Here is a 20,521-nt window from a genome sequence, read left to right on the forward strand (position 1 = left end):
AAAAAAATGCTTGATAAAAAATGGAAAATTTCATTGCCCTACGAACCCCTACTTTAGCGCAGGGTGTGGCCGCCTTTAAGATATCTTAAAAAGGCCCACCGCTTTCGCTGGCTCAAATACCTGGGGTTGGACTCATGTAGGTAGGCTTCCTGCTCAAAAGAGATACTTCTGTAGGCCCTATCATGGTTTCTGAGCGTGATAAGCCTAACCAAATATTCCAAGAGATACCATAAATAAAAAAGAACGATCCCCATTTCTAATTGTTGTACCAAATGTATGCACTCATGATGGAGCAAGGTCTTGTTGGGAGCCTTATGCCGAGTAAAAACGAAAGGGAATATAGCCATCCCTTCCACCCACAAAAAGGAAATACTAACAATGATACCCTTGAACTGCATTTTGAGTCGTCCTTAAAGTAAAACAGCTCACAATATACAGTTAATACTGCTTATTGTGAACTGTTGTATGCAACTAGGTAGGCCTATGCCTTATAACCTACTAATATCCAGGACTTCAAACTCCATAATACCTGCAGGAACCTTAATTTCGGTTGTTTCACCTACTTTTTTTCCAAGCAGACCTTTGCCAATTGGCGAACCTACCGATATTTTCCCGGCCTTAAGGTCCGCTTCCTCTTCCGATACCAGAATGTACGTTACTTCCATTCCGTTCTTACGGTTTTTGATACGTACTTTCGACAGTACCGCCACTTGCGAAGTATCAATAGAGGATTCGTCTATCACACGGGCCGTAGACAATATTTCCTCCAACTTGGCGATCTTCATTTCGTGCATTCCTTGAGCATCCTTGGCGGCATCGTACTCGGCATTCTCACTCAAATCCCCTTTATCTCTGGCTTCGGCTATTTGTTTGGCAATGTCGGTACGGCCCTTGGTTTTCATATCATTTAACTCGGCCTTGAGTTTATTTAAACCTTCTTCTGTATAGTATGAAAATTTAGCCATGATTTAATAAATGGTTTATATATTTTATAAAATTAACAACGGCGTATAAAAAAAAAGAACGGCTCTAAGACCGTCCACATGAGTTTGACAAAACGCATTGCAGAAGGCTAGGAACCCAGATCATTTCGGCACATATGAATAGTTTTCTTTCTCATAATTCTAAAGATGAACGACAAAAATAGCAATATTTGTAAACGCTAACAAACCATTCGCTCAAAAGGATTCAATTAAGATATCAAATATGCTGAGAATAATTTTCATGGGCACACCCGATTTCGCTGTAGCTAGCCTAAAAAGTCTAGTGGAGGCAAAATCTAATATTGTGGCCGTAATTACGGCACCCGACAAACCCGCCGGCCGTGGACGAAAACTCCTGGCCTCTCCCGTTAAAACCTACGCTCTACAGGAAGGCCTGACAGTACTCCAACCCGAAAAACTTAAAAACCCAGATTTCCTAAAGACCCTCGCCGACCTGAAGGCAGACCTCCAGATTGTCGTGGCTTTTAGGATGCTCCCCGAGGTGGTGTGGGCCATGCCTCCTTTGGGCACCTTCAACCTCCATGGATCCCTACTTCCCCAATATCGCGGGGCCGCTCCCATCAACTGGGCGGTGATCAACGGAGAAACTCAAACAGGAGTAACGACTTTCTTTATAGAAAAAGATATAGACACTGGTAAAATTATTTTTCAAGACACGGAGCCTATCCATCCCGACGACACCGCCGGCACCCTCTACGACCGCCTCATGGAAAGAGGTGCCGACCTAGTGGTACACACCGTAAAGGCCATCGAACAAGGACAATATCCACAACAAGCCCAGCAGGAGACCAATGACTTAAAGCTGGCCCCGAAGATATTTAAGGAAACCTGTGAGATAGATTGGCAAAAACCCGCTATCGACTTGGTTAATTTCGTACGGGGACTTTCCCCCTACCCAGCCGCATGGACCGTACTAAACGAGCTAACCTGTAAGGTTTTTAATACACAAATCGTCGATCGACCTGACACGGCTACTCCAGGTTCCTATTTGAGCGATAACAAAACTTATCTGCATTTCCGAGCCGGTGACGGCTGGCTGGCGATTCTCGACTTACAGTTGCAAGGCAAAAAAAGGATGCCTATAGCTGATTTCCTCCGAGGCTATAAATTATAGGTAAACAACGGTTACCCATCAAAATATTTCAGGTGCTAGCCGTTTTTATAAAATTATTTCAAAAAAAATAACCCGATTTTATTCGGTAGTATCGAATAAAAAAACTGCCCATTATGAAACTATCGATCATCGTCGCCGTATCCGAAAATGGTGTAATAGGCCGTGAAAACGCACTTATTTGGAGGCTCCCCGCCGACCTAAAAAGGTTTAAAGCCCTTACCATGGGACACCCTATTATTATGGGAAGAAAAACCTTCGAGTCCATCGGCCGACCGTTACCAGGGCGTAGTTCTATCGTCATTAGTACTCAAGTCGACTATCGACCTGAGGGAGTTTTTATGGTAAAATCAATAGAGGAGGCCATAGCCAAAGCACGAAGTCTGGAAACTGATGAGTCGTTTATTATAGGAGGAGGGGAGATTTACCGACAAACCATGCCGATGGCCGATAAGCTTTACCTCACCAAAGTAAAGACTACAGTAGAAGGAGACACCTTTTTTGAAATTCCTACCAACGCTTCATGGGAAGAGGTATTTTCGGAGAAGCACGTCGCCGACAGCACACATGAATATTCCTACGAATTCGTTGATTTAGAAAAAACCTGATCCGAACTACCGTTTATAAGAACCCATTTTTTTAAGTGAATAAATATAATGACCGCTTCAACGTTAACAGAAACCTTAGTTTTTGAATTAATAACCCCAACTACCGACCCCAGACCCATTTTTATTTCTGGGGCATTTTGCAAATGGCTTCCCGACGTAGAGGATTTCCGAATGACAGAAACCAGCCCTGGCCATTATACCCTTCGATTTCCAGAATCCACCCCCCTGACTTTCCCTCTGGAATATAAATATACCCGAGGAGGCTGGGACCAGGTAGAGCTCGATAGATACGGACAGGAGCACCCCAACCGCGTCGTATACAGCGAAACCGACCTGGTTCAGGACAAAATTACCCGCTGGCGAAGGAATATGAAGGTCATAGAGGACCGGAGCCCTATCATTGAAGTATTGTCTGAGGAGTTTTATATCCCTCAATTGGACAAAAATCGGCGGATTCACGTCTTACTTCCTTACAATTATTACGAACAACCCGATAGGCATTACCCCGTGCTCTACATGACCGACGCCCAAAATCTGTTCGGTGATGGGTCGCCCTATGAAAACTGGAGGATAGACCAAGAGCTCACCAAATTGGCCGCCGAGGATAAATCCAACGTCATCATCGTGGCGGTCGACCATGCCGATGAAGAGGATCGTTTTCAAGAAATATCTCCTTACGACACCCCAAAAATGGGAAAAGGCCAAGGCGCCCTATACCTTAAATTTATAACGGATACCCTCAAGCCACAAATTGACCGACAATACCGAACACTATCCGATAGGCTTCATACCGGAATGGGAGGTAGCTCGGTAGGTGGCCTGCTGACCATCTATGCAGCCTTGATGTACCCGCATGTGTTTGGCCGACTCATGATTTTTTCTCCTTCTCTATGGATATCCCGACGGATTTACTTCGATGCCATCCATTTCTTCGAACCCTTTGAGATGAAAATCTATTTGTACGGCGGAGGTAAAGAAGGGCAGGTTTCGGACCATGGTAATATGATCCCAAACATAGAAAAGTTAAAACAAACACTGATTAACCAAGGATTTGGCTACTCCCGAGTAGAAATAAAGACAGAAATAGACCCTCTTGGAAAACACGCTCAGGGCCGCTGGGGCCAAGAGTTTCCAAAAGCACTCGACTGGCTCTACAATGGTTAGCCCATAAAAAAACGCCCGTCAGAAACCAATGCTCTGACAGGCGTTTTTTTTTATTAGTTCATTACAAAATAAACTGACTCAAGTCTCGGTTTTTGACCAGATGAGACAATTTCTCCTGGACCATTTCAGAGGTAATGACGATCTGGGAATCGGCCCCAATCACGTCGGGGACATCGAACATCAGGTCGTTAAGCAAATGACTCATCACAGTCTGAAGCCTTCTGGCCCCAATGTTCTCCACCTCGCTATTCACCTCGAAGGCTATTTTCGCGATTTCGCGAATGGCCTGCTCTTCAAAGTGAAGTTCTACCCCCTCCGACTCCAGCATCGCTACGTACTGTTTGGTTAGGGCATTTTTTGGTGCCTGTAATATTTTATAAAAATCGCCTTCCGTAAGGCTATTCAACTCCACCCGGATGGGGAATCGTCCTTGAAGCTCTGGAATAAGGTCGGACGGCTTGGCTACATGAAAGGCCCCAGCGGCGATAAATAAGATATGATCGGTATGTATCACTCCGTGCTTCGTATTCACGGCACTCCCCTCCACGATGGGGAGTAAGTCGCGCTGCACGCCTTCCCTACTCACATCGGGACCGCTCCCTCCAGAGGCGCGGCTAGAGGCAACCTTGTCGATCTCATCTATAAAAATTATCCCTAGGTTTTCGGCCTTTTGAATGGCTTCGATTTTCACCTCATCCATATCGATAAGCTTAGAAGCCTCCTCATCCAATAATAACTTTTTGGCCTCCAGTACCGTCACCTTCCGTTTCTTACCACGGCGAGGAACCATATTTCCGATCATCTCCTGAATATTCATCATCGAGACATCGTCGATCCCCCCACCGATCATGCCCACGTTAGGCGCCTGATTCTGCTGTACTTCGATCTCAATCTTCCGATCGTCCAAATCGCCATTACGGATCTTTTCCCGGAAACGCTCCCTGGTCCGTTGATTGAGCTCGGTGTCGTCTTCAGGGACCGACTGGTCGTCGGAGGTATTGGTGGAAGCGTTGGAAGTATAGCTGGCTCCACGAACGGGGGGAATTAAGGCATCCAAAATAATGTCCTCAACGGCCTGCTCCGCCTTTATCTTCACCTGCTCCTTCTTATCCTGTTTCACCATCCCGACGGCCTGCTCTACCAGGTCCCTTACCATACTTTCTACATCCCTACCCACATAGCCCACTTCTGTAAACTTAGAAGCTTCTACCTTCACGAAGGGCGCATTGGCCACCTTAGCCAGTCGACGGGCAATCTCCGTCTTACCCACTCCGGTGGCACCGATCATCAGGATATTATTAGGTATGATTTCATTTTGGATATCCACTGGACTATTCATACGCCTCCAACGGTTGCGCAGGGCAATGGCTACATTTCGTTTGGCGTCATTTTGTCCGATAATATATTGATCTAATTCAAAAACTATCTGACGCGGAGTCAATCGGTTTAAGTGTTCATTCATGTTCGACGATATCAATTCTAAATATATGTATTTAATTTCAGAATGTTAGCAGACAAATAAGCCTTTTCATTCTTTTGAGTTCTTGCCACCATTAGGTAACCAAAATAACCATGCCTTGCCATAATGGCAGAAAAAAATCGAAATGTTGTGGGGTTAAAACCAAATTATTCAATTTAAAATCATACATTTGCCATTGATTGCTAAACCGATTTTCCTTAATGAAAACACCCTTAATACTCTCTATTCTATGGCTATGCAGCCTTTCGGCTATGAGCCAACCCGCTTACAATCCCACCGACCCGGTGGCCATGGTAAACCCGTTGATGGGCACCCAATCGAAACCAAGTCTCTCGACAGGCAACACCTATCCCGCCATTGCCCTGCCCTGGGGGATGAACTTCTGGATGCCTCAAACTGGCAAAATGGGAGATGGCTGGAGCTATACCTATCAGTCCGACAAGATCAGGGGCTTTAAACAGACCCACCAACCTAGCCCATGGATTAACGACTATGGCCAGTTTTCGGTACTTCCCATGACCGGATCTATCAAAATCGGCGAAGAGGAAAGAGCCAGCTGGTTTTCACATAAAGCCGAAATAGCCCAGCCGCATTATTATAAGGTATACCTGGCCGATTATGACGTGACTACCGAGATAGCACCTACCGAGAGGGCCGCTCAGTTTCGTTTTACGTTTCCGAAAACCGACAGTGCCTATGTTCTCGTAGATGCCTTTGACAAGGGGTCTTATGTCAAAATTATCCCATCCGAAAATAAAATTATAGGCTATACCACCAAAAACAGCGGTGGAGTACCCGCCAATTTTAAAAATTACTTCGTCTTACAATTCGACAAAGCGTTCGAATTTAAGTCTGTTTTTCATGGAAAGACCCTTGCCAAGGATACCCTAGAGATAAAAACGGGGCACGCCGGAGCCGTAATAGGTTTCAAAACTAAGAAAGGCGAAAAAGTGGGAATGAAGGTCGCATCTTCATTCATTAGCCCCCAACAGGCGCAGCTGAACTTAGACAGAGAGGTAGGCAAGGATAGCTTCGACCATACCATGGAGCAAGGCCGCAAAATCTGGAACAAAGAACTTTCGCGCATACAGGTAGAAGGCGAAAACATCGACCAAATACGTACCTTTTACTCCTGTCTTTATCGGGTACTCTTGTTTCCTAGGAAGTTCTACGAATATGATGCTGACAATAAAATAGTACATTATAGCCCCTATAATGGAGAAGTTCGGCCTGGATATATGTTTACCGACAATGGCTTTTGGGATACCTTCAGAGCGGTATTCCCTTACTTTACCCTGATGTACCCGACCCTTAATGGACAGATCATGCAGGGACTTGCCAATGCTTATGACGAAAGTGGCTATCTACCCGAATGGGCCAGCCCAGGGCATAGAGACTGTATGATAGGCTCCAACTCCGCTTCGCTCATCGCCGACTCCTATGTAAAGGGGATTCGGGGGTATGATATCGAGAAACTATATGAAGCAGTCATAAAGAGTACAGAGAATGCAGGCCCTGTAAGCTCAGTAGGCCGCTTTGGACATGAATATTATAATGACCTGGGCTATGTTCCTTACGATGTAAAGATCAATGAAAACGCGGCCCGAACCCTCGAATATGCCTATGCCGATTTTTGTATTAGCCAGCTTGCCAAAGAGCTAAACAAGCCTCAGGCCGAAATAGACCTGTACCTCAAGCGTAGCCAAAATTACAAGAACCTTTTCGATCCGGAGACTAAATGGATGAGAGGAAAAAACCAGAATGGCCAGTTTCAGAAGCCTTTTAATCCTTACAAATGGGGCGATGCATTTACGGAAGGTAACAGCATGCATTACACTTGGTCGGTATTTCAGGATATCGATGGACTAGTGAACCTGATGGGCGGAAGAGACGCCTTCGTTCAAAAGCTCGACACGGTGTTTAGCTCACCTCCCATCTTTGAGGACAGCTATTATGGATTTCCGATACACGAGATTAGGGAAATGCAGATTATGAATATGGGTCAATACGCCCATGGCAACCAGCCGATCCAACATATGATATACCTGTACAACTATGCCGGAGCGCCTCAAAAGACGCAATACTGGCTGCGCGAAGTCATGAACCGCATGTACCAGCCCACCCCCGACGGCTATTGTGGCGATGAGGATAACGGCCAAACATCGGCATGGTATGTATTTTCTTCCCTGGGCTTTTATCCGGTAACTCCAGGCACTACCCAATATGTGCTCGGGTCTCCCCTTTTCAAGAAAGCCACGCTTACCCTTGAAAATGGCAAAAAGTTTGTAGTAGAAAGCCCTAGCACCAGCAAGACGAATAAATATATCCGGGAGGTTAGCATGAATGGAAAAAAGCAGTCTCGCACCTATATAGACCATCAGGACATCATGAAAGGAGGAAAGCTAAAAATAGACCTCCAGGAGCAGCCCAACTCGGGTTGGGGAACCAAGCCGGAAGACACTCCGTTTTCAATGAGCAAATAAGTCTCACTACTACTCGATACAGCATGAAGATGAATTCTAATACGAATGTATGGCGCAGGTCTTTAGGCCAAGGACTGGCGGCTATCACGGTAAGTCTAGGGCTCGCCAGCTTTCAAAATATAGATACGGCAGCAGCTAGCGAAAAATCTATTGAGGAACGCTATCAGGTCGATACCGTTGCCACGGGCTTAACCATGCCCTGGGCCTCGGCCCTGCTTCCCAACGGCGACCTCTTGGTAACAGAAAGAGTGGGTAAGCTGCGCCTAGTTAAAAATGGGGTTCTCGATCCTCAGGAAATCACCGGCCTTCCCGAAATTCTTTACAAGGGGCAAGGTGGGTTACTGGATATCAACTTGCACCCCGACTACGCCAAAAATGGTTGGATATACCTGAGCTACTCCTCGCCTAAGAAAGCCGGAGAACCTGGCGACGACGCTGGCGCCAACACCGCCTTGCTCCGTGCCAAACTAAAGGGCCATGCCTTGGTGGAGGTTCAACATTTGTTTAAGGCCCTCCCCAATGTGAAGTCCAACCCACACTATGGTGGGCGCATCGTCTTCGATGGCAAGGGATATGTTTTCCTTTCATTGGGTGAAAGAGGCCAAAAGGAGAAGGCACAGGATCTGAGTAAAGACCAGGGAAAAATCGTTCGCTTGCATGACAATGGTAAAATCCCTACCGACAACCCATTTGTAAAAACCAAAAATGCGGACCCGGCTATCTGGACCTATGGACACAGAAACCCCCAAGGGCTTATCTATAATAAGAAAACCGGCGTACTCTGGGAACATGAACACGGCCCACAGGGAGGTGATGAACTTAATATCATCGAAAAAGGGAATAATTATGGCTGGCCGGTGATTACCTATGGCATCGACTACGACAATAGTATCATCTCCGAAGATACCGTCAAAGCAGGTATGGAGCAGCCCATTACGTTCTGGAGGCCGTCTATCGCCCCATGCGGAATGACCCTGGTCGACAACTCCAAATTTGAAGACTGGAATGGTGATTTGCTCGTAGGGTCTTTGAAATTCTGGTATTTGCAGCATCTGACTTTAGAGGGCAACAAAGTTACCAAACGGGAAGTTATTTTCGAGAAACTTGGCCGTGTTCGAGATGTACGCCAAGGTCATGATGGCAACATCTACGTTGTGCTAGAAAATTCTGGTAAAGTGGTACGTATTAGCCCCAAAAACTAAGCATTCATGAAAATCATTTTAAGCCTCGTTATAGCGAGTCTGATAGGGTCCAATGTTTTTCTAAAATCGAGCGATGAGCTTGAAAAGAGCATAGCCCGGGGTAAAATGGTGTATTCCGAAAACTGTATCTCCTGCCATATGGGGACCGGAGAAGGTGTTACAGGCACCTTCCCTCCCCTAGCCCAGTCCGACTATCTGATCGAACAGCAAGAGGAGTCCATCAGGGCCATCAAATATGGCCTGATCGGCAAGATAACTGTCAACGGAGTACCTTACGACAATATGATGCCCAGTCCAGGGCTCGACGACGAAGAAATAGCGGATGTGATGAACTACATCCTGAACACCTGGGATTATAAGTCGGACCAACCGATGATCACGGCCCAGCAGGTAAAATTAGTTAAAGAGGAATAATAGGGGTTGGGGATTAGGTTTTAGGTGTTAGGCGTTAGGACTGCGAAACTTTTGATTGGTAAGGGGCTGTAGGCAATATGCAATAGGCTGTATGCACGCGTTTTTTTACCACGCGGCGGCCACCTTTAACCGCACAGCCTCCGCACCTAATCCCTAACCCCTATCACCTTTCATCTATCGTCTATCCCCTAAATACCTAATACCTAGATAGCCCTTCGACAGGTACAATTACGCTCCACGTGACCAATGTGACTCGCTATTTTTAACGTCAATTATATTGTTTTTTATGAAACAAAATTAGCCCACCGTATGAGCGGCAACATTCACCATTTAATATGCCGCTCCTACGGAGCTCAAATTTTGTAATTGCCATATTGTTTCTATTGATTGGTAAGGGGCTGTAGGCAATAGGCTGTATGCGCGCGTTTTTTTTACCACGCGGCCGCATTTAACCGCACAGCCTCCGCACCTAATCCCTAACCCCTATCATCTATCCCCTAAATACCTAGATAGCCCTTCGACAGGCACAATTACGCTCTACGTGACCAATGTGACTCGCTATTTTTAACGTCAATTATATTGTTTTTTATGAAATAAAATTGGCCCTCTGGCTGACATAGCCATAGGCTTTCGATACTGATCAAATGTAACGCACTAATCCCTAAATCCTAATAGCTATTACCTATCTGCTTGCGTTACTTTTATCCGCGCGGCGGCCGCCTTTAACCGCACAGCCTCCGCACCTAATCCCTAACCCCTATCATCTTTCCCCTAAATACCTAGATAGCCCTTCGACAGGCACAATCACGCTCTGCGTGACCAATGTGACTCGCTATTTTTAACGTCAATTATATTGTTTTTTTGAAATAAAATTGGCCCTCTGGCTGACATAGCCATAGGCTTTCGATACTGATCAAATGTAACGCACTAATCCCTAAATCCTAATAGCTATTACCTATCTGCTTGCGTTACTTTTATCCGCGCGGCGGCCGCCTTTAATATTTTACTTTTAACAACTAAAAGTGCTTCAGGAGACCCTTTAACCGCTAAAATCGAACCCATAACAAGCTAACAGCCGCTGGCCAAATACCCCCATATGTCGCACCTACGGTGCTTAGGTGGTCGTTTTGTGTGTTGGTTTTCTATTAATATTCCGCACCTTCGGTGCTTTTGGCAGCTCCTTTTCAAGCCAATGGACTTCAGACGCCAAAGGTAAAATGATACCGGCTTTAGGCTGTAAGCCAACGTCATTTAAACTTTTAACTGCGCGGCGGCCACCTTTAACCTTTAACCGCGCGGCGGCCGCATTTAACTTTTAACCGCACGGCGCCCGTTGCACGGCGCCCACCTTTAAGCCCTAACAATCTAATACCTAACCCCTAAAAACCTAACAACCTAACACCTAACACCCCTAAAACCCCGCAAACGCTTCGCTTTCTTTTTTGAAACGGGCAAAGGATTTTTGATACGCTTCATGTGCTTGGGGGTCATATTGAAAGAGTACACTGACGGGTGTTAGCCGATCCATCTCAGAATAATCCCTTTTCAGCCCCAAGGACTTCATGGCCATCATAACGGCCCCGACGGTCCCCGTCTCTACGGTGTCGTTGAGCATGACGTTCACGCCAAACACATCGGCGAGCATCTGCACCCATAGCGAGCTATGAGCAAAGCCCCCATTAGCATAGATGGTCTTCACCCCATTTTTTTCTACTAGAATATCCCCAACCTCGAAGAGGTTGAGCAGGATCCCCTCCATGACTGCCCGCACGAAATGGGCGCGGGTATGCTGAATATCCAGGCCGCTAAAACCTCCCCGAACTGTGGAACTCCATAGCGGCGACCGCTCCCCGAGTAGATATGGAAAAAGCAGCAAACCATCCGATCCGGGGGACACCTTTTCCGCCTCCTTAAAAATAGCTTCGTAACTAGAGTCTGGAAAGAACTGCTCTTTTAACCAATCGAATATCACAGCACCATTATTGGACGCCCCTCCTACTACATAGGTATATTCGTCGAGCAAATAGCAGAAGGTACGCATTTTGGGGTCGATATACGGTTCTGTAGCGCTCACCCTTGTGGCAGCACTGGTCCCTATGGTCACCGTCATGGAGTTAGAGGCTATGGAGCCGCTTCCCAAATTGGCCAGACAACCATCACTAGCCCCCATAATGAGCGGCGTACCGGCGGGAACGCCCAGGTCATTACCAACGCTTAATTCTACTTGATAATAGGGCGATACGGCCTTGGACAGTTTCTGTTCCGATAGTCCTATCCGCTGTAACGTCCAGGAATCCCATTGCTGCTCTACTATATTAAAAAGCCCTGTAGCAGAAGCGATAGAATAATCGACCACATACGCTCCAGTGAGGCGGAATACCAGGTATTCCTTAATGCCAATAAACTTATGAGTAAGTGCGAAAAGATCGGGTTGTTCTTCACGCAGCCAGATGAGCTTGCATAGCGGCGACATAGCGTGAATCGGCGTACCAGTCCGTCGATACATCTCCTGTCCCTCGCTTGTTTTACGCAGGGCATCGGCTACCACTGCACTTCTATTGTCGGCCCAAATGATAAGTTGGGATAAAGCCCCACCCTGCTCATCCAGAGCCAGCACCCCATGCATGGCCGAACTAAAAGAGATCCCCAACAGCCGTCCATATCGATGTGTTTCGGCCAGCACCGACTGGGCACAGCGTAACAGGGCCCCATATATTTCCTCCGGATTCTGCTCACTCCACCCAGGATGTGGATGCTGCATGGCATATCCCTCGCTAGAAGTCGCTAAGATAGCCCCCGACTCCGAATCGAAGGCCGTTATTTTAAGGTTGGTGGTTCCAATATCACATCCAAGTAAATAAGGCATTTTGGTATATTTAAGGATTTTTAGTAGAATTTGAATTTAAGGAGGAAAGTTTTTATATTAATTCACAACAAACCAAGGATACATTCGGTTAAGATACATAACGATGTCAAATTAAGTCAATAAATTAGCCCGAATAAGCCGTAAGTGCCAATAATTTTCCGACCAATGATTAATATTGTACCCTGTGGCTTTAGGGGTATATAAATTCCAAAGTTGACGCTATTAATTCGATTTAAAACGCATACTCGCCTAGCACCCCATATTTTTATGCCTAAATACTACTACATTTTGCTGCTCATTGGTTTATGCACGCCCAGATGTAGCCATTCGCAACACCTCCCTGGGGCCGCTATGGACAATTATGCCGGTACCCAAGCCCTATATCATAATCCTGCCTTCGTAGCCGACAGCCGGTACGCAGTCCATGCTAACTTAGTTGGAACTCAGTTTTATACGGCTAATAACCATGTTCGATATGCTGCTCCTTACTCTTTTCTCAACCTCATTACAGGAACCGTCCCCGACGAATACAAAACGGATCGGGGATCGATCCTCTTTCCACGGTCCTATTTAAAGGAAAACTTGAACGGAAATAAAAAATACCTGAATGCCGGAGGAGATATCAGGCTTCCCTCCTTGATGGTGGGGCTTTATAAGGGAAAGATTGGAGTGGGTGTTACCACCCGGTTGCGCTATATGCTCAATGCCTCAGGCATTACAGAACCCATGGCAAGGCTCATAAGCCAGACCACTAAGTTTGAAGAAGACCAGGGACATATTTATGAAAACCAATCGGGAAATTTGCATGTCAACGGTTTTGGAGAAATAGCTTTTACGGTCGGTGGAGTCCTATTGGACAGTGAAACCGATTTTATCAAGGTGGGCATCACCGTCAAAAGGCTGGTAGGATTATATAATGCACATGCTGAAATCAGTGATTCGAAATTCTCCGTACTTCCTGATCCTTCCTGGAACAACTTAAGGGAACTAATAGGGGTCAATGAACTTCATGCCAATTATGCCCTTACCAAAGACGAGGCCATTTCTGACTTCAAACCCAGTCCCAGCTGGCTATTGGGCAACTCCTCCCCCGGAGGCGGATGGGGGGTAGACGTTGGTATGGTCTATGAATACCGTCCCGATATTAACAAATACAGCTATACCGAAAAAGGAGAAAGAAAACACGACGCCTCCAAAAACAAATATCTTTACCGCATCTCCCTGGCACTAACCGACATCGGGAAGATCCATTATAAGAATCCATACTATATCCTTCAACAAAGTACGGACACTTATAATACCCAGTTTAGGTATAATGATTTTCAAAAACCCGGCGGCTCCGAGGGCATATTTAACGCCATTAATACGGCCTTAAACGAGGGTACTCCCATGGCCCCCAACTTTAAGTCGGTATTACCTATGGCTTTTCAGGGGAGCATCGACTACCAGCTTAGGCCCAATGTATATGTCAATGGACTGTGGGTACAAAACTTGGTAGGGCAAGGGGCATTTGGAATGAAAGCCGAATCGATACTGGCCTTCACGCCCCGATACGAACACAAATGGTTCCAGCTGTCTGTCCCCATCACCTTGATGAACCGCTATAGGTCGCCAACCTTCGGCCTTGCAGGCCGGGTGGGGCCCCTTTGGGTCGGGACCGATCATCTGACGGGCCTCGTAAATATCGGTGACCCGAGGGCCTTCAATATTTATATGGGGCTATCTGCTGGTTTGTTTCGCAAACCACCCAAAGCCCAGAACCAATGCTGGCCACCAAGAGAATCATTTTTTAAGAGAATGTTTAACCGAAACTAAATAGAGCAACCTAGAACTTTAATTAAGGATAACACCAAAAATATAAGCCTTTTATTATCTTTGATGCTCTTTTGATTCTAAACGTTGAATGGAAGTTATCAAGTCATTTTTTAGTGCTATCGCCAGGTTCTTTACTAGGCTTTTTACAAAGTTAAAACAGGCTATCAACCTTCTTATATATAGGACCTTATCCTTCGTATTAGGAAAGGAACGTACCAGCCATTTGGCAGATGCTTACAGGACCAAGCGTGCGCATTGGAACCAATGGTGGGATGCTCGTATGGACCGGGAGTCCCGGTACTATCGGCCAATCGTCTCTATATGGCGCCTTTTTGGATACGGATTTCTAGGTTTCTTTTTCTATATCTTCTGTTTAGAGACCAATTTCCTTTGGTTAATGGGCAGTATGCCTAGTGTGGAAGACCTCCAAAATCCTAAGGTGGCCCAGTCGTCGGAAATATATACCGCCGACAGCGTACTGATAGGAAAGTTTTATACCGAAAACCGTACTCCGGTAACGGCCGACATGATCTCCCCCAATTTGGTAAAAGCCTTGGTGTCGACGGAGGACGTTCGTTTCTATGCCCACTCAGGTATCGACTACAAGGCTATGGCCAGCGTCGCTATTGGAATTGCTACAGGCGCCACCGACCGAGGCGGCGGTAGCACCATCACCCAGCAGCTTGCTAAAAAACTCTTTAAAACCCGCCGGAGTGGCGCCAAAGGGCTTCTAGGGCATATTCCAGGGCTAAGTATCGTTATATACAAGACCAAGGAGTGGCTCACGGCCATTAAGCTGGAACGGAACTTTACCAAAGAAGAGATTCTGACCATGTACTTCAACACGGTCGATTATGGTAATAACACCTATGGGATCAATACAGCCGCCCAATCGTACTTCAGTAAGTCGCCCGACAGCCTGAGCATAGAAGAAGCTGCAGTATTGGTAGGACTTCAAAAGGCAACTACGACTTACAACCCGATCAGAAATCCCAAACGCTCTCTAGAAAGGCGAAATGTGGTCATTAGCCAATTAGAAAAATATGGCCATCTTAACCACCAACAAGCCGATTCTATAAGGGCCTTGCCCATCACTTTGAAGACGAAGTTTGAGACCCCCTACGACGGCAATGCCAATTATTTTAAAAATGCCGTGGTTGATTTTGTAAAAAAATGGGGAGCCGAAAACGATTATGACCTTTATACCGATGGGCTTAAGATATACACCACCATCGATTCCCGAATGCAGGCTAGTGCTGAGCTAGCCATGGACGAGAAAATGCGACAACTACAGCGGGTTTTCGAAGATCACTGGCGCAACACCAATCCATGGATTGACGAAAATGGGAATGAAATCCCTGGTTTTCTCGAAACGGTCATCAAGAGAACCAAAAGGTATAAGACCTTGGCCGCCAAATTCGAGAATAACGCCGACAGTATCGCCCTCTATCTCAACAAAAAGGACAGCATGGAGGTATACGACTGGCAAACCAATGGGGTGATGCGCAAGTATTGGAGCTCGATGGATTCTTTGAATTATTATAAACGGATCCTTAGAGCCGGCATGATGGCCATGAACCCCCATAACGGACAAATAAAGGCCTGGGTGGGCGGTTTGGATTACAACTTTTTTAAGTATGATGCCGTACGTCAAGGGAAGCGCCAGCCAGGCTCTACATTTAAACCCTTTGTATATACCACTGCTATAGACGACAGCACCTTTAATATGTCGCCTTGCGACCAGGTGGTCGATAAGCCTTTTACCAAAAAATATACGGAAAATGGCGAAGAAAAGGAATGGAGGCCCAGAAACGCTACCGGCTACTGGACCTATGCCAATATGACCTTACGACGCGCTTTGGCGCAATCCGTCAACTCCGTCACGGCCGAACTCACCGAAAGAGTTACTCCAGAAAGGGTAGTACAATACGCAAAGAAGATGGGAATATCCACGCCGCTGAAGGCCCTGCCTTCAATAGGACTCGGCCCCTTCGATGTTTCTCTCTACGATATGGTGGCTGCATATTCTGTATTTGTAAATGATGGCAATTATAATAGCCCCATATTGGTCACCAAAATAGAGGACCGTAACGGCAAAGACATTGCGGAGTTTGAGACAGAAACGCACCGGGCTATCAGCCGGGAATCGGCCTTTTTGATGGTCCATATGCTCAAAGGTGGGGTTGAAGAACCTGGAGGTACCTCGGGGAGTATACGTTGGCGGTTTAATGTAACCATGAATAATAACGAAATTGGCGGCAAGACTGGAACGACCTCCAACAACTCCGATGGCTGGTTTATGTGTATCACCCGCGACCTGGTTGTAGGAGCCTGGGTAGGCGGCGACGACCGAAGTATTCACTTCCGTACCACCAACCTGGGGGAAGGCGCCAAAACGGCCCTGCCTATCGTAGGAAGCTTCCTAGAAAAAATATATCGGGACAAGTCCTTAGGAATCATCCCTGGCCCATTCCCAAAGCCTACTTTTCCAATTAGTAAAACCTACGAGTGTACTTCGTACTATCAGGAGGAAACCGACGCCGAAGAGGAAATCAGAGACAGCCTACCCCCTAAAACATCGGCCGACGACGAACTTTTGCTTGGCCCATTGCCTGTCCCCAGTCCAGGCGATAGTATTAAGAAAAAACAGGTAACGAATTAGGTTAGTATATAAAAAACTACTTTGCGGCCTCTTAGGTATCAAGCACTCTTGATACCTAAGAGGCCGTCACTTTTTGTGTACAAACCGAAACAACCTGCCACCAATAAAACAAACGCCAAAAAGTTTGTATCACCTCTCCCCCCACCCATTATTATAACCCTGACAATAGGAAATAATTTTGACTCTGGAATCACACTCCTTCTACCCTCTATATTTAGTATTTATTTTGTCATACAAAAATTACTCTATATTACAATATAGTATAATTCCACAATACTATTATTTATATATACTTAATATTTTTATAGGGCATATTATATAATTTTATTTCTATTTTTGAGTCAAATTTTATGCAGTATTCATTTTTTACAAAATAGGAAATATGAAATTAAAACTTTACTCAATTGTATTGTTTATGCTCGGCCTAAAGGCTATGGCTCAAACCGGAAATCATGTTTCTGGAGGGTATGAAGCTGTCACCTTTGGCACCGTCAGCCTCACCACTGGAGGCAGTACCTGGACCACCGAAAGATCGGCAACCCCTGGCTTTTTTGCTATGTCCGGAGCGGGAGAGTACGACTCCGAAGACTTTCAAACCTATGTGGATGGATATGTAAAGAGTTATAAGCAGTCAGAATTCGCCTTATTCGTTGGAGGAGCCAATCATTTTCGAGGCATCGCCGTTACGGAATCAGCGGGTACCGACACCTATGCCGCTGCATGGATAGAAGGGGACCCTAGCGGCAACCTGGACCCCACCGATGGAGCCGGAGGCGCCCATGATATCACCGCTGTCACGGCCCCCATTAAGGCAGTAAGTGCAGCCGGACAGTGGGATTGGCTGCATTTAGAAGGTAGTGAACCTCAAGTAACGGCGCTCACATTTATTCCCGACATGAGTGATTTTGCCTTACCCGAAGACTTAAGACTAGTAGGATGGAACGGTACCAGTTGGGTAAATTTGAGTGGGGACATCGGAGGTTGGGGAAATACCGAATTCAGCCTATTAGGTGGCTATATTACCAATGGCATCACCGCTTTGGGCATCGGAACCGTCGAAACCCCACTTCCCGTGGAGCTCATCAGCTTTACTGCCTCTGTAACCGACTGTAAGGTAACCCTAGACTGGGAAACTACAGGAGAGATCAACCTGCATCATTTTGAAGTAGAACAGAGCCAAGACGCCCTGCACTTCACCAAACTTGACCAAGTGCGGTCTTCACAGGTAGAAGGCAGTGGAAATACCTATACCTATAGCACCACCCAGCCCCTGGGTACCAGCTATTACCGCCTCAAAATGGTGGACCAGGACAACACCTTTGCGTACAGCAGCCTGCAAAGCCTGACGACCACCTGTGGAGCGCCCAATGCCAGCATGAGTGTTTACCCTAACCCCATTACAGATGCGCAAGCACTGGTTAAAGTTGGCTATGTAACGAGCTACAAAGGCAAAGCCCAGCTTTCTATGATGGATCTCTCGGGCCGACAAAGGCTTTATAAAATCCTTACGGTAGATGGCCCAGGAACGGTACACTTGGACGCATCCCAGCTTCCAAAAGGCTTGTACCTCATTTATTTATCCAACCTTAACGGCCAAACCCTTGGTAAAACAATTAAAATCGTAAAGCAATAATTCAATCATCTCCTTCAACTTTTAACAACCGGTCTTATGAAAAAAATTTTAATCCTCTCCTTAGTACTTGGCAGCCAACTGGGCTGGGCACAAGTAAAAATAGGTAGTAACCCCACTACCATCACCTCCACAGTGAATCTGGAGGTAGAAGCGACTGATGGATCCATGACGGTAGTCAATGCCGATAATGGACGGGTAGGACTAAAAACCACCACCCCTACTACCCTATTGCAACTCGGTGACAACTACAGCTCTTTTGTAGACGGGACTTGGGGCGCTAAATTCCAAGCTAAAAATAACGCTTCGGGAGCGGCTTCCATGAAAGGATTTTTGGAGATTTACGCTCAAAATCCAACAGGCGCTACCAACCACAATGAAAGCTTTGCACAAACCTGGTACGCCAGGGATGCCAATTATACCGAAGGGGCTGGACTCGTCATCTTTGACCCCAATAATGAAAGATTCGACTTTGCCCTCTCCAATGGAACCAATATTAACCGACAAACCGGCATATCCCTTCATAATAACCCAGGAGGGACTAAAAAAAGCTATATCTCCTTAAGAACCAATAGTACCATCGCCATGCGCATCGACTCCCTGCAAAATGTCGGTATTGGCACCACCAATCCTTTGGGCCGCTTTCATGTAGACGGGGCACATGATAATAATTCTACAGGCGCCCCAACATCCGGACAACAGATCAATGACCTGATCGTATTGCCAGATGGCAAAGTTGGGATAGGAACGACTAGCCCTACGGTTAATCTGCAAATAAAAGGAAATACAGCCGGTACGAGTGTGAGTATTCAAGGCCCTAACTTACCTGGGAGTGGAGACGTCACCTTAGATATGAAAGGATATAGAGGCTCCTTAGCAGCCCCCTCCAACGCCATCAATATGGGCTTGTATAATAGCCTAGGGGCGCGAATTTGGAACGCCGTGTCCATTACCAATAACACCACCTCCGGCTCCAATTTATTTTTTGACACTGCCGAATCCCACGATCTGGGACTGGTAACCAGAATGGCCATTACCAATACCGGAAACGTGGGGATTGGAACCACCTCGCCAAAATCGACCCTGCAGGTACAAGGCTCCATCGGCGGCAATATCCGGGAAATCACCGCTGGAACGGTAGCCGAAAACGACTATACCCTTTTGGTTGGTGGGGATATTACCCTACCCACTCCAAGCTCGAGCAATTTGGGTAGATTCTACCATTTGGTGAACCAAACCGGGGCTACCCATACCATTACTGCGACCTTTAGAGACGCCGGATCTGCCGCTACCACCGCCTCCATCGTCTTGGACGCTACCGTCGGAAACAAGTCAATTACCGTACAAAGCGATGGTAACCAATGGTGGATCATTGCCAGGAACTAGCCATTATTAACCCTCCCTACATGCACCCCCTTGGCTTATACGCCGAGGGGGTTTTGATTTTTCCTCCGCTTAAACCAAGGAAGGAGATCCAAAACCACAAAAACTAAACGTATACTAAAAGGAGTTAGTAATATTTTTATCCAATCGATAATATTCTAATCAACTTAATATTAATTTTTTTATAGATAACTCTTCACGATATATATATTATTTATTTGGTTACCTAAATAACAATTGTCCGTATATAGTAAAATATCATTCATTTATATACTCAAATAATCGAAAGGATAGAATTATAATTTCGACATATATTACTCAAAATGATGTTTTCTATGGTATATAGAATTTATATTATACGCAACTTTAGAATTTTATTCAGATATACCATAGCACAATTTTATATTTCTTTAAAACTAATTTAATTAATATAAAAGTTAATATATTTATATTGTATGTCATATGCATTTTAATAAACCAATATTTACTTATCTATTCACTTTTTAATGTATATTTGACTCAAAGTTTATTTTTTTCAGACAATCATTCGAACACTCACACAACCAAAAACATGAAAAAATCCATTTACTTATTACTATCTATTCTTCTCGCCCAGCAGGCCTATTCCCAGAGCGGCAACTATGCCTCTAGTGGATATGAGGCCGTAAACTTCGGGCCGATTGACCTCCCCACGGGTGG

Annotated in this window: 14 protein-coding genes; 10 read left to right on the forward strand and 4 right to left on the reverse strand. The window is 45.9% G+C overall.

Going from position 1 to position 20,521, the window contains the following annotated elements:
* Positions 1 to 53: 53 nt before the first annotated feature.
* Together CLV98_RS21540 and greA are read right to left on the reverse strand one after the other, a co-directional pair.
* Complete coding sequence (locus CLV98_RS21540) at positions 54 to 398, reverse strand: hypothetical protein (RefSeq protein WP_109677912.1); 345 nt, start codon at positions 396 to 398, stop codon at positions 54 to 56.
* Between the two features lie 90 nt (positions 399 to 488).
* Complete coding sequence (greA, locus tag CLV98_RS21545; protein WP_109677914.1) at positions 489 to 965, reverse strand: transcription elongation factor GreA; 477 nt, start codon at positions 963 to 965, stop codon at positions 489 to 491.
* A 232-nt stretch (positions 966 to 1,197) separates the two neighbouring features.
* Here greA and fmt point away from each other — a divergent pair, with 232 nt between their 5' ends.
* From fmt to CLV98_RS21560, 3 genes are all read left to right on the forward strand, one after another.
* On the forward strand, positions 1,198 to 2,118 hold the full coding sequence (gene fmt, locus CLV98_RS21550) for a methionyl-tRNA formyltransferase (RefSeq protein WP_510185940.1): 921 nt from the start codon (positions 1,198 to 1,200) through the stop codon (positions 2,116 to 2,118).
* Positions 2,119 to 2,231: 113 nt separating this feature from the next.
* Positions 2,232 to 2,723: a dihydrofolate reductase gene (locus CLV98_RS21555; RefSeq protein ID WP_109677916.1), complete on the forward strand. Its 492-nt coding sequence runs from the start codon at positions 2,232 to 2,234 to the stop codon at positions 2,721 to 2,723.
* A gap of 48 nt (positions 2,724 to 2,771) precedes the next feature.
* Positions 2,772 to 3,887, forward strand: a complete 1,116-nt coding sequence (locus CLV98_RS21560) for an alpha/beta hydrolase (protein WP_109677918.1) — start codon at positions 2,772 to 2,774, stop codon at positions 3,885 to 3,887.
* Positions 3,888 to 3,948: 61 nt separating this feature from the next.
* On the opposite strand, the gene hslU is transcribed toward CLV98_RS21560, so the two are convergent.
* Positions 3,949 to 5,349 carry an ATP-dependent protease ATPase subunit HslU gene (gene hslU / locus CLV98_RS21565; protein WP_109677920.1) on the reverse strand — a complete coding sequence of 467 codons (1,401 nt, stop codon included), beginning with the start codon at positions 5,347 to 5,349 and terminating at the stop codon, positions 3,949 to 3,951.
* A gap of 218 nt (positions 5,350 to 5,567) precedes the next feature.
* Between hslU and CLV98_RS21570 the strand changes: the two genes are divergently transcribed.
* From CLV98_RS21570 to CLV98_RS21580, 3 genes are read left to right on the forward strand one after another with little or no spacing between them, the layout of a single operon-like run.
* On the forward strand, positions 5,568 to 7,850 hold the full coding sequence (locus CLV98_RS21570) for a GH92 family glycosyl hydrolase (RefSeq protein ID WP_109677922.1): 2,283 nt from the start codon (positions 5,568 to 5,570) through the stop codon (positions 7,848 to 7,850).
* 29 nt (positions 7,851 to 7,879) lie between these two features.
* Positions 7,880 to 9,052, forward strand: coding sequence for a PQQ-dependent sugar dehydrogenase (locus tag CLV98_RS21575; RefSeq protein ID WP_109677946.1), 1,173 nt, complete (start codon positions 7,880 to 7,882; stop codon positions 9,050 to 9,052).
* A 6-nt stretch (positions 9,053 to 9,058) separates the two neighbouring features.
* Positions 9,059 to 9,466 carry a c-type cytochrome gene (locus CLV98_RS21580; protein ID WP_109677924.1) on the forward strand — a complete coding sequence of 136 codons (408 nt, stop codon included), beginning with the start codon at positions 9,059 to 9,061 and terminating at the stop codon, positions 9,464 to 9,466.
* Positions 9,467 to 10,877: 1,411 nt separating this feature from the next.
* On the opposite strand, the gene CLV98_RS21585 is transcribed toward CLV98_RS21580, so the two are convergent.
* Positions 10,878 to 12,332 carry a gluconokinase gene (locus CLV98_RS21585; RefSeq protein WP_109677926.1) on the reverse strand — a complete coding sequence of 485 codons (1,455 nt, stop codon included), beginning with the start codon at positions 12,330 to 12,332 and terminating at the stop codon, positions 10,878 to 10,880.
* Between the two features lie 267 nt (positions 12,333 to 12,599).
* Here CLV98_RS21585 and CLV98_RS21590 point away from each other — a divergent pair, with 267 nt between their 5' ends.
* The 4 genes from CLV98_RS21590 to CLV98_RS21605 all read left to right on the forward strand — a co-directional run bounded on the left by CLV98_RS21590 (position 12,600) and on the right by CLV98_RS21605 (position 19,825).
* Positions 12,600 to 14,147 (forward strand): DUF5723 family protein, encoded by a 1,548-nt coding sequence (locus tag CLV98_RS21590; RefSeq protein WP_109677928.1) that lies wholly within the window; start codon positions 12,600 to 12,602, stop codon positions 14,145 to 14,147.
* An 88-nt stretch (positions 14,148 to 14,235) separates the two neighbouring features.
* Positions 14,236 to 16,809: a penicillin-binding protein 1A gene (locus CLV98_RS21595; RefSeq protein ID WP_109677930.1), complete on the forward strand. Its 2,574-nt coding sequence runs from the start codon at positions 14,236 to 14,238 to the stop codon at positions 16,807 to 16,809.
* Positions 16,810 to 17,191: 382 nt separating this feature from the next.
* Positions 17,192 to 18,442 (forward strand): T9SS type A sorting domain-containing protein, encoded by a 1,251-nt coding sequence (locus tag CLV98_RS21600; protein ID WP_109677932.1) that lies wholly within the window; start codon positions 17,192 to 17,194, stop codon positions 18,440 to 18,442.
* A 36-nt stretch (positions 18,443 to 18,478) separates the two neighbouring features.
* Positions 18,479 to 19,825, forward strand: coding sequence for a hypothetical protein (locus CLV98_RS21605; RefSeq protein WP_109677934.1), 1,347 nt, complete (start codon positions 18,479 to 18,481; stop codon positions 19,823 to 19,825).
* The last annotated feature ends 696 nt before the right edge of the window (positions 19,826 to 20,521 follow it).

It is taken from the genome of Dyadobacter jejuensis, from assembly GCF_003149085.1.
GTDB classification, from domain to species: Bacteria; Bacteroidota; Bacteroidia; order Cytophagales; family Spirosomataceae; genus Dyadobacter; species Dyadobacter jejuensis.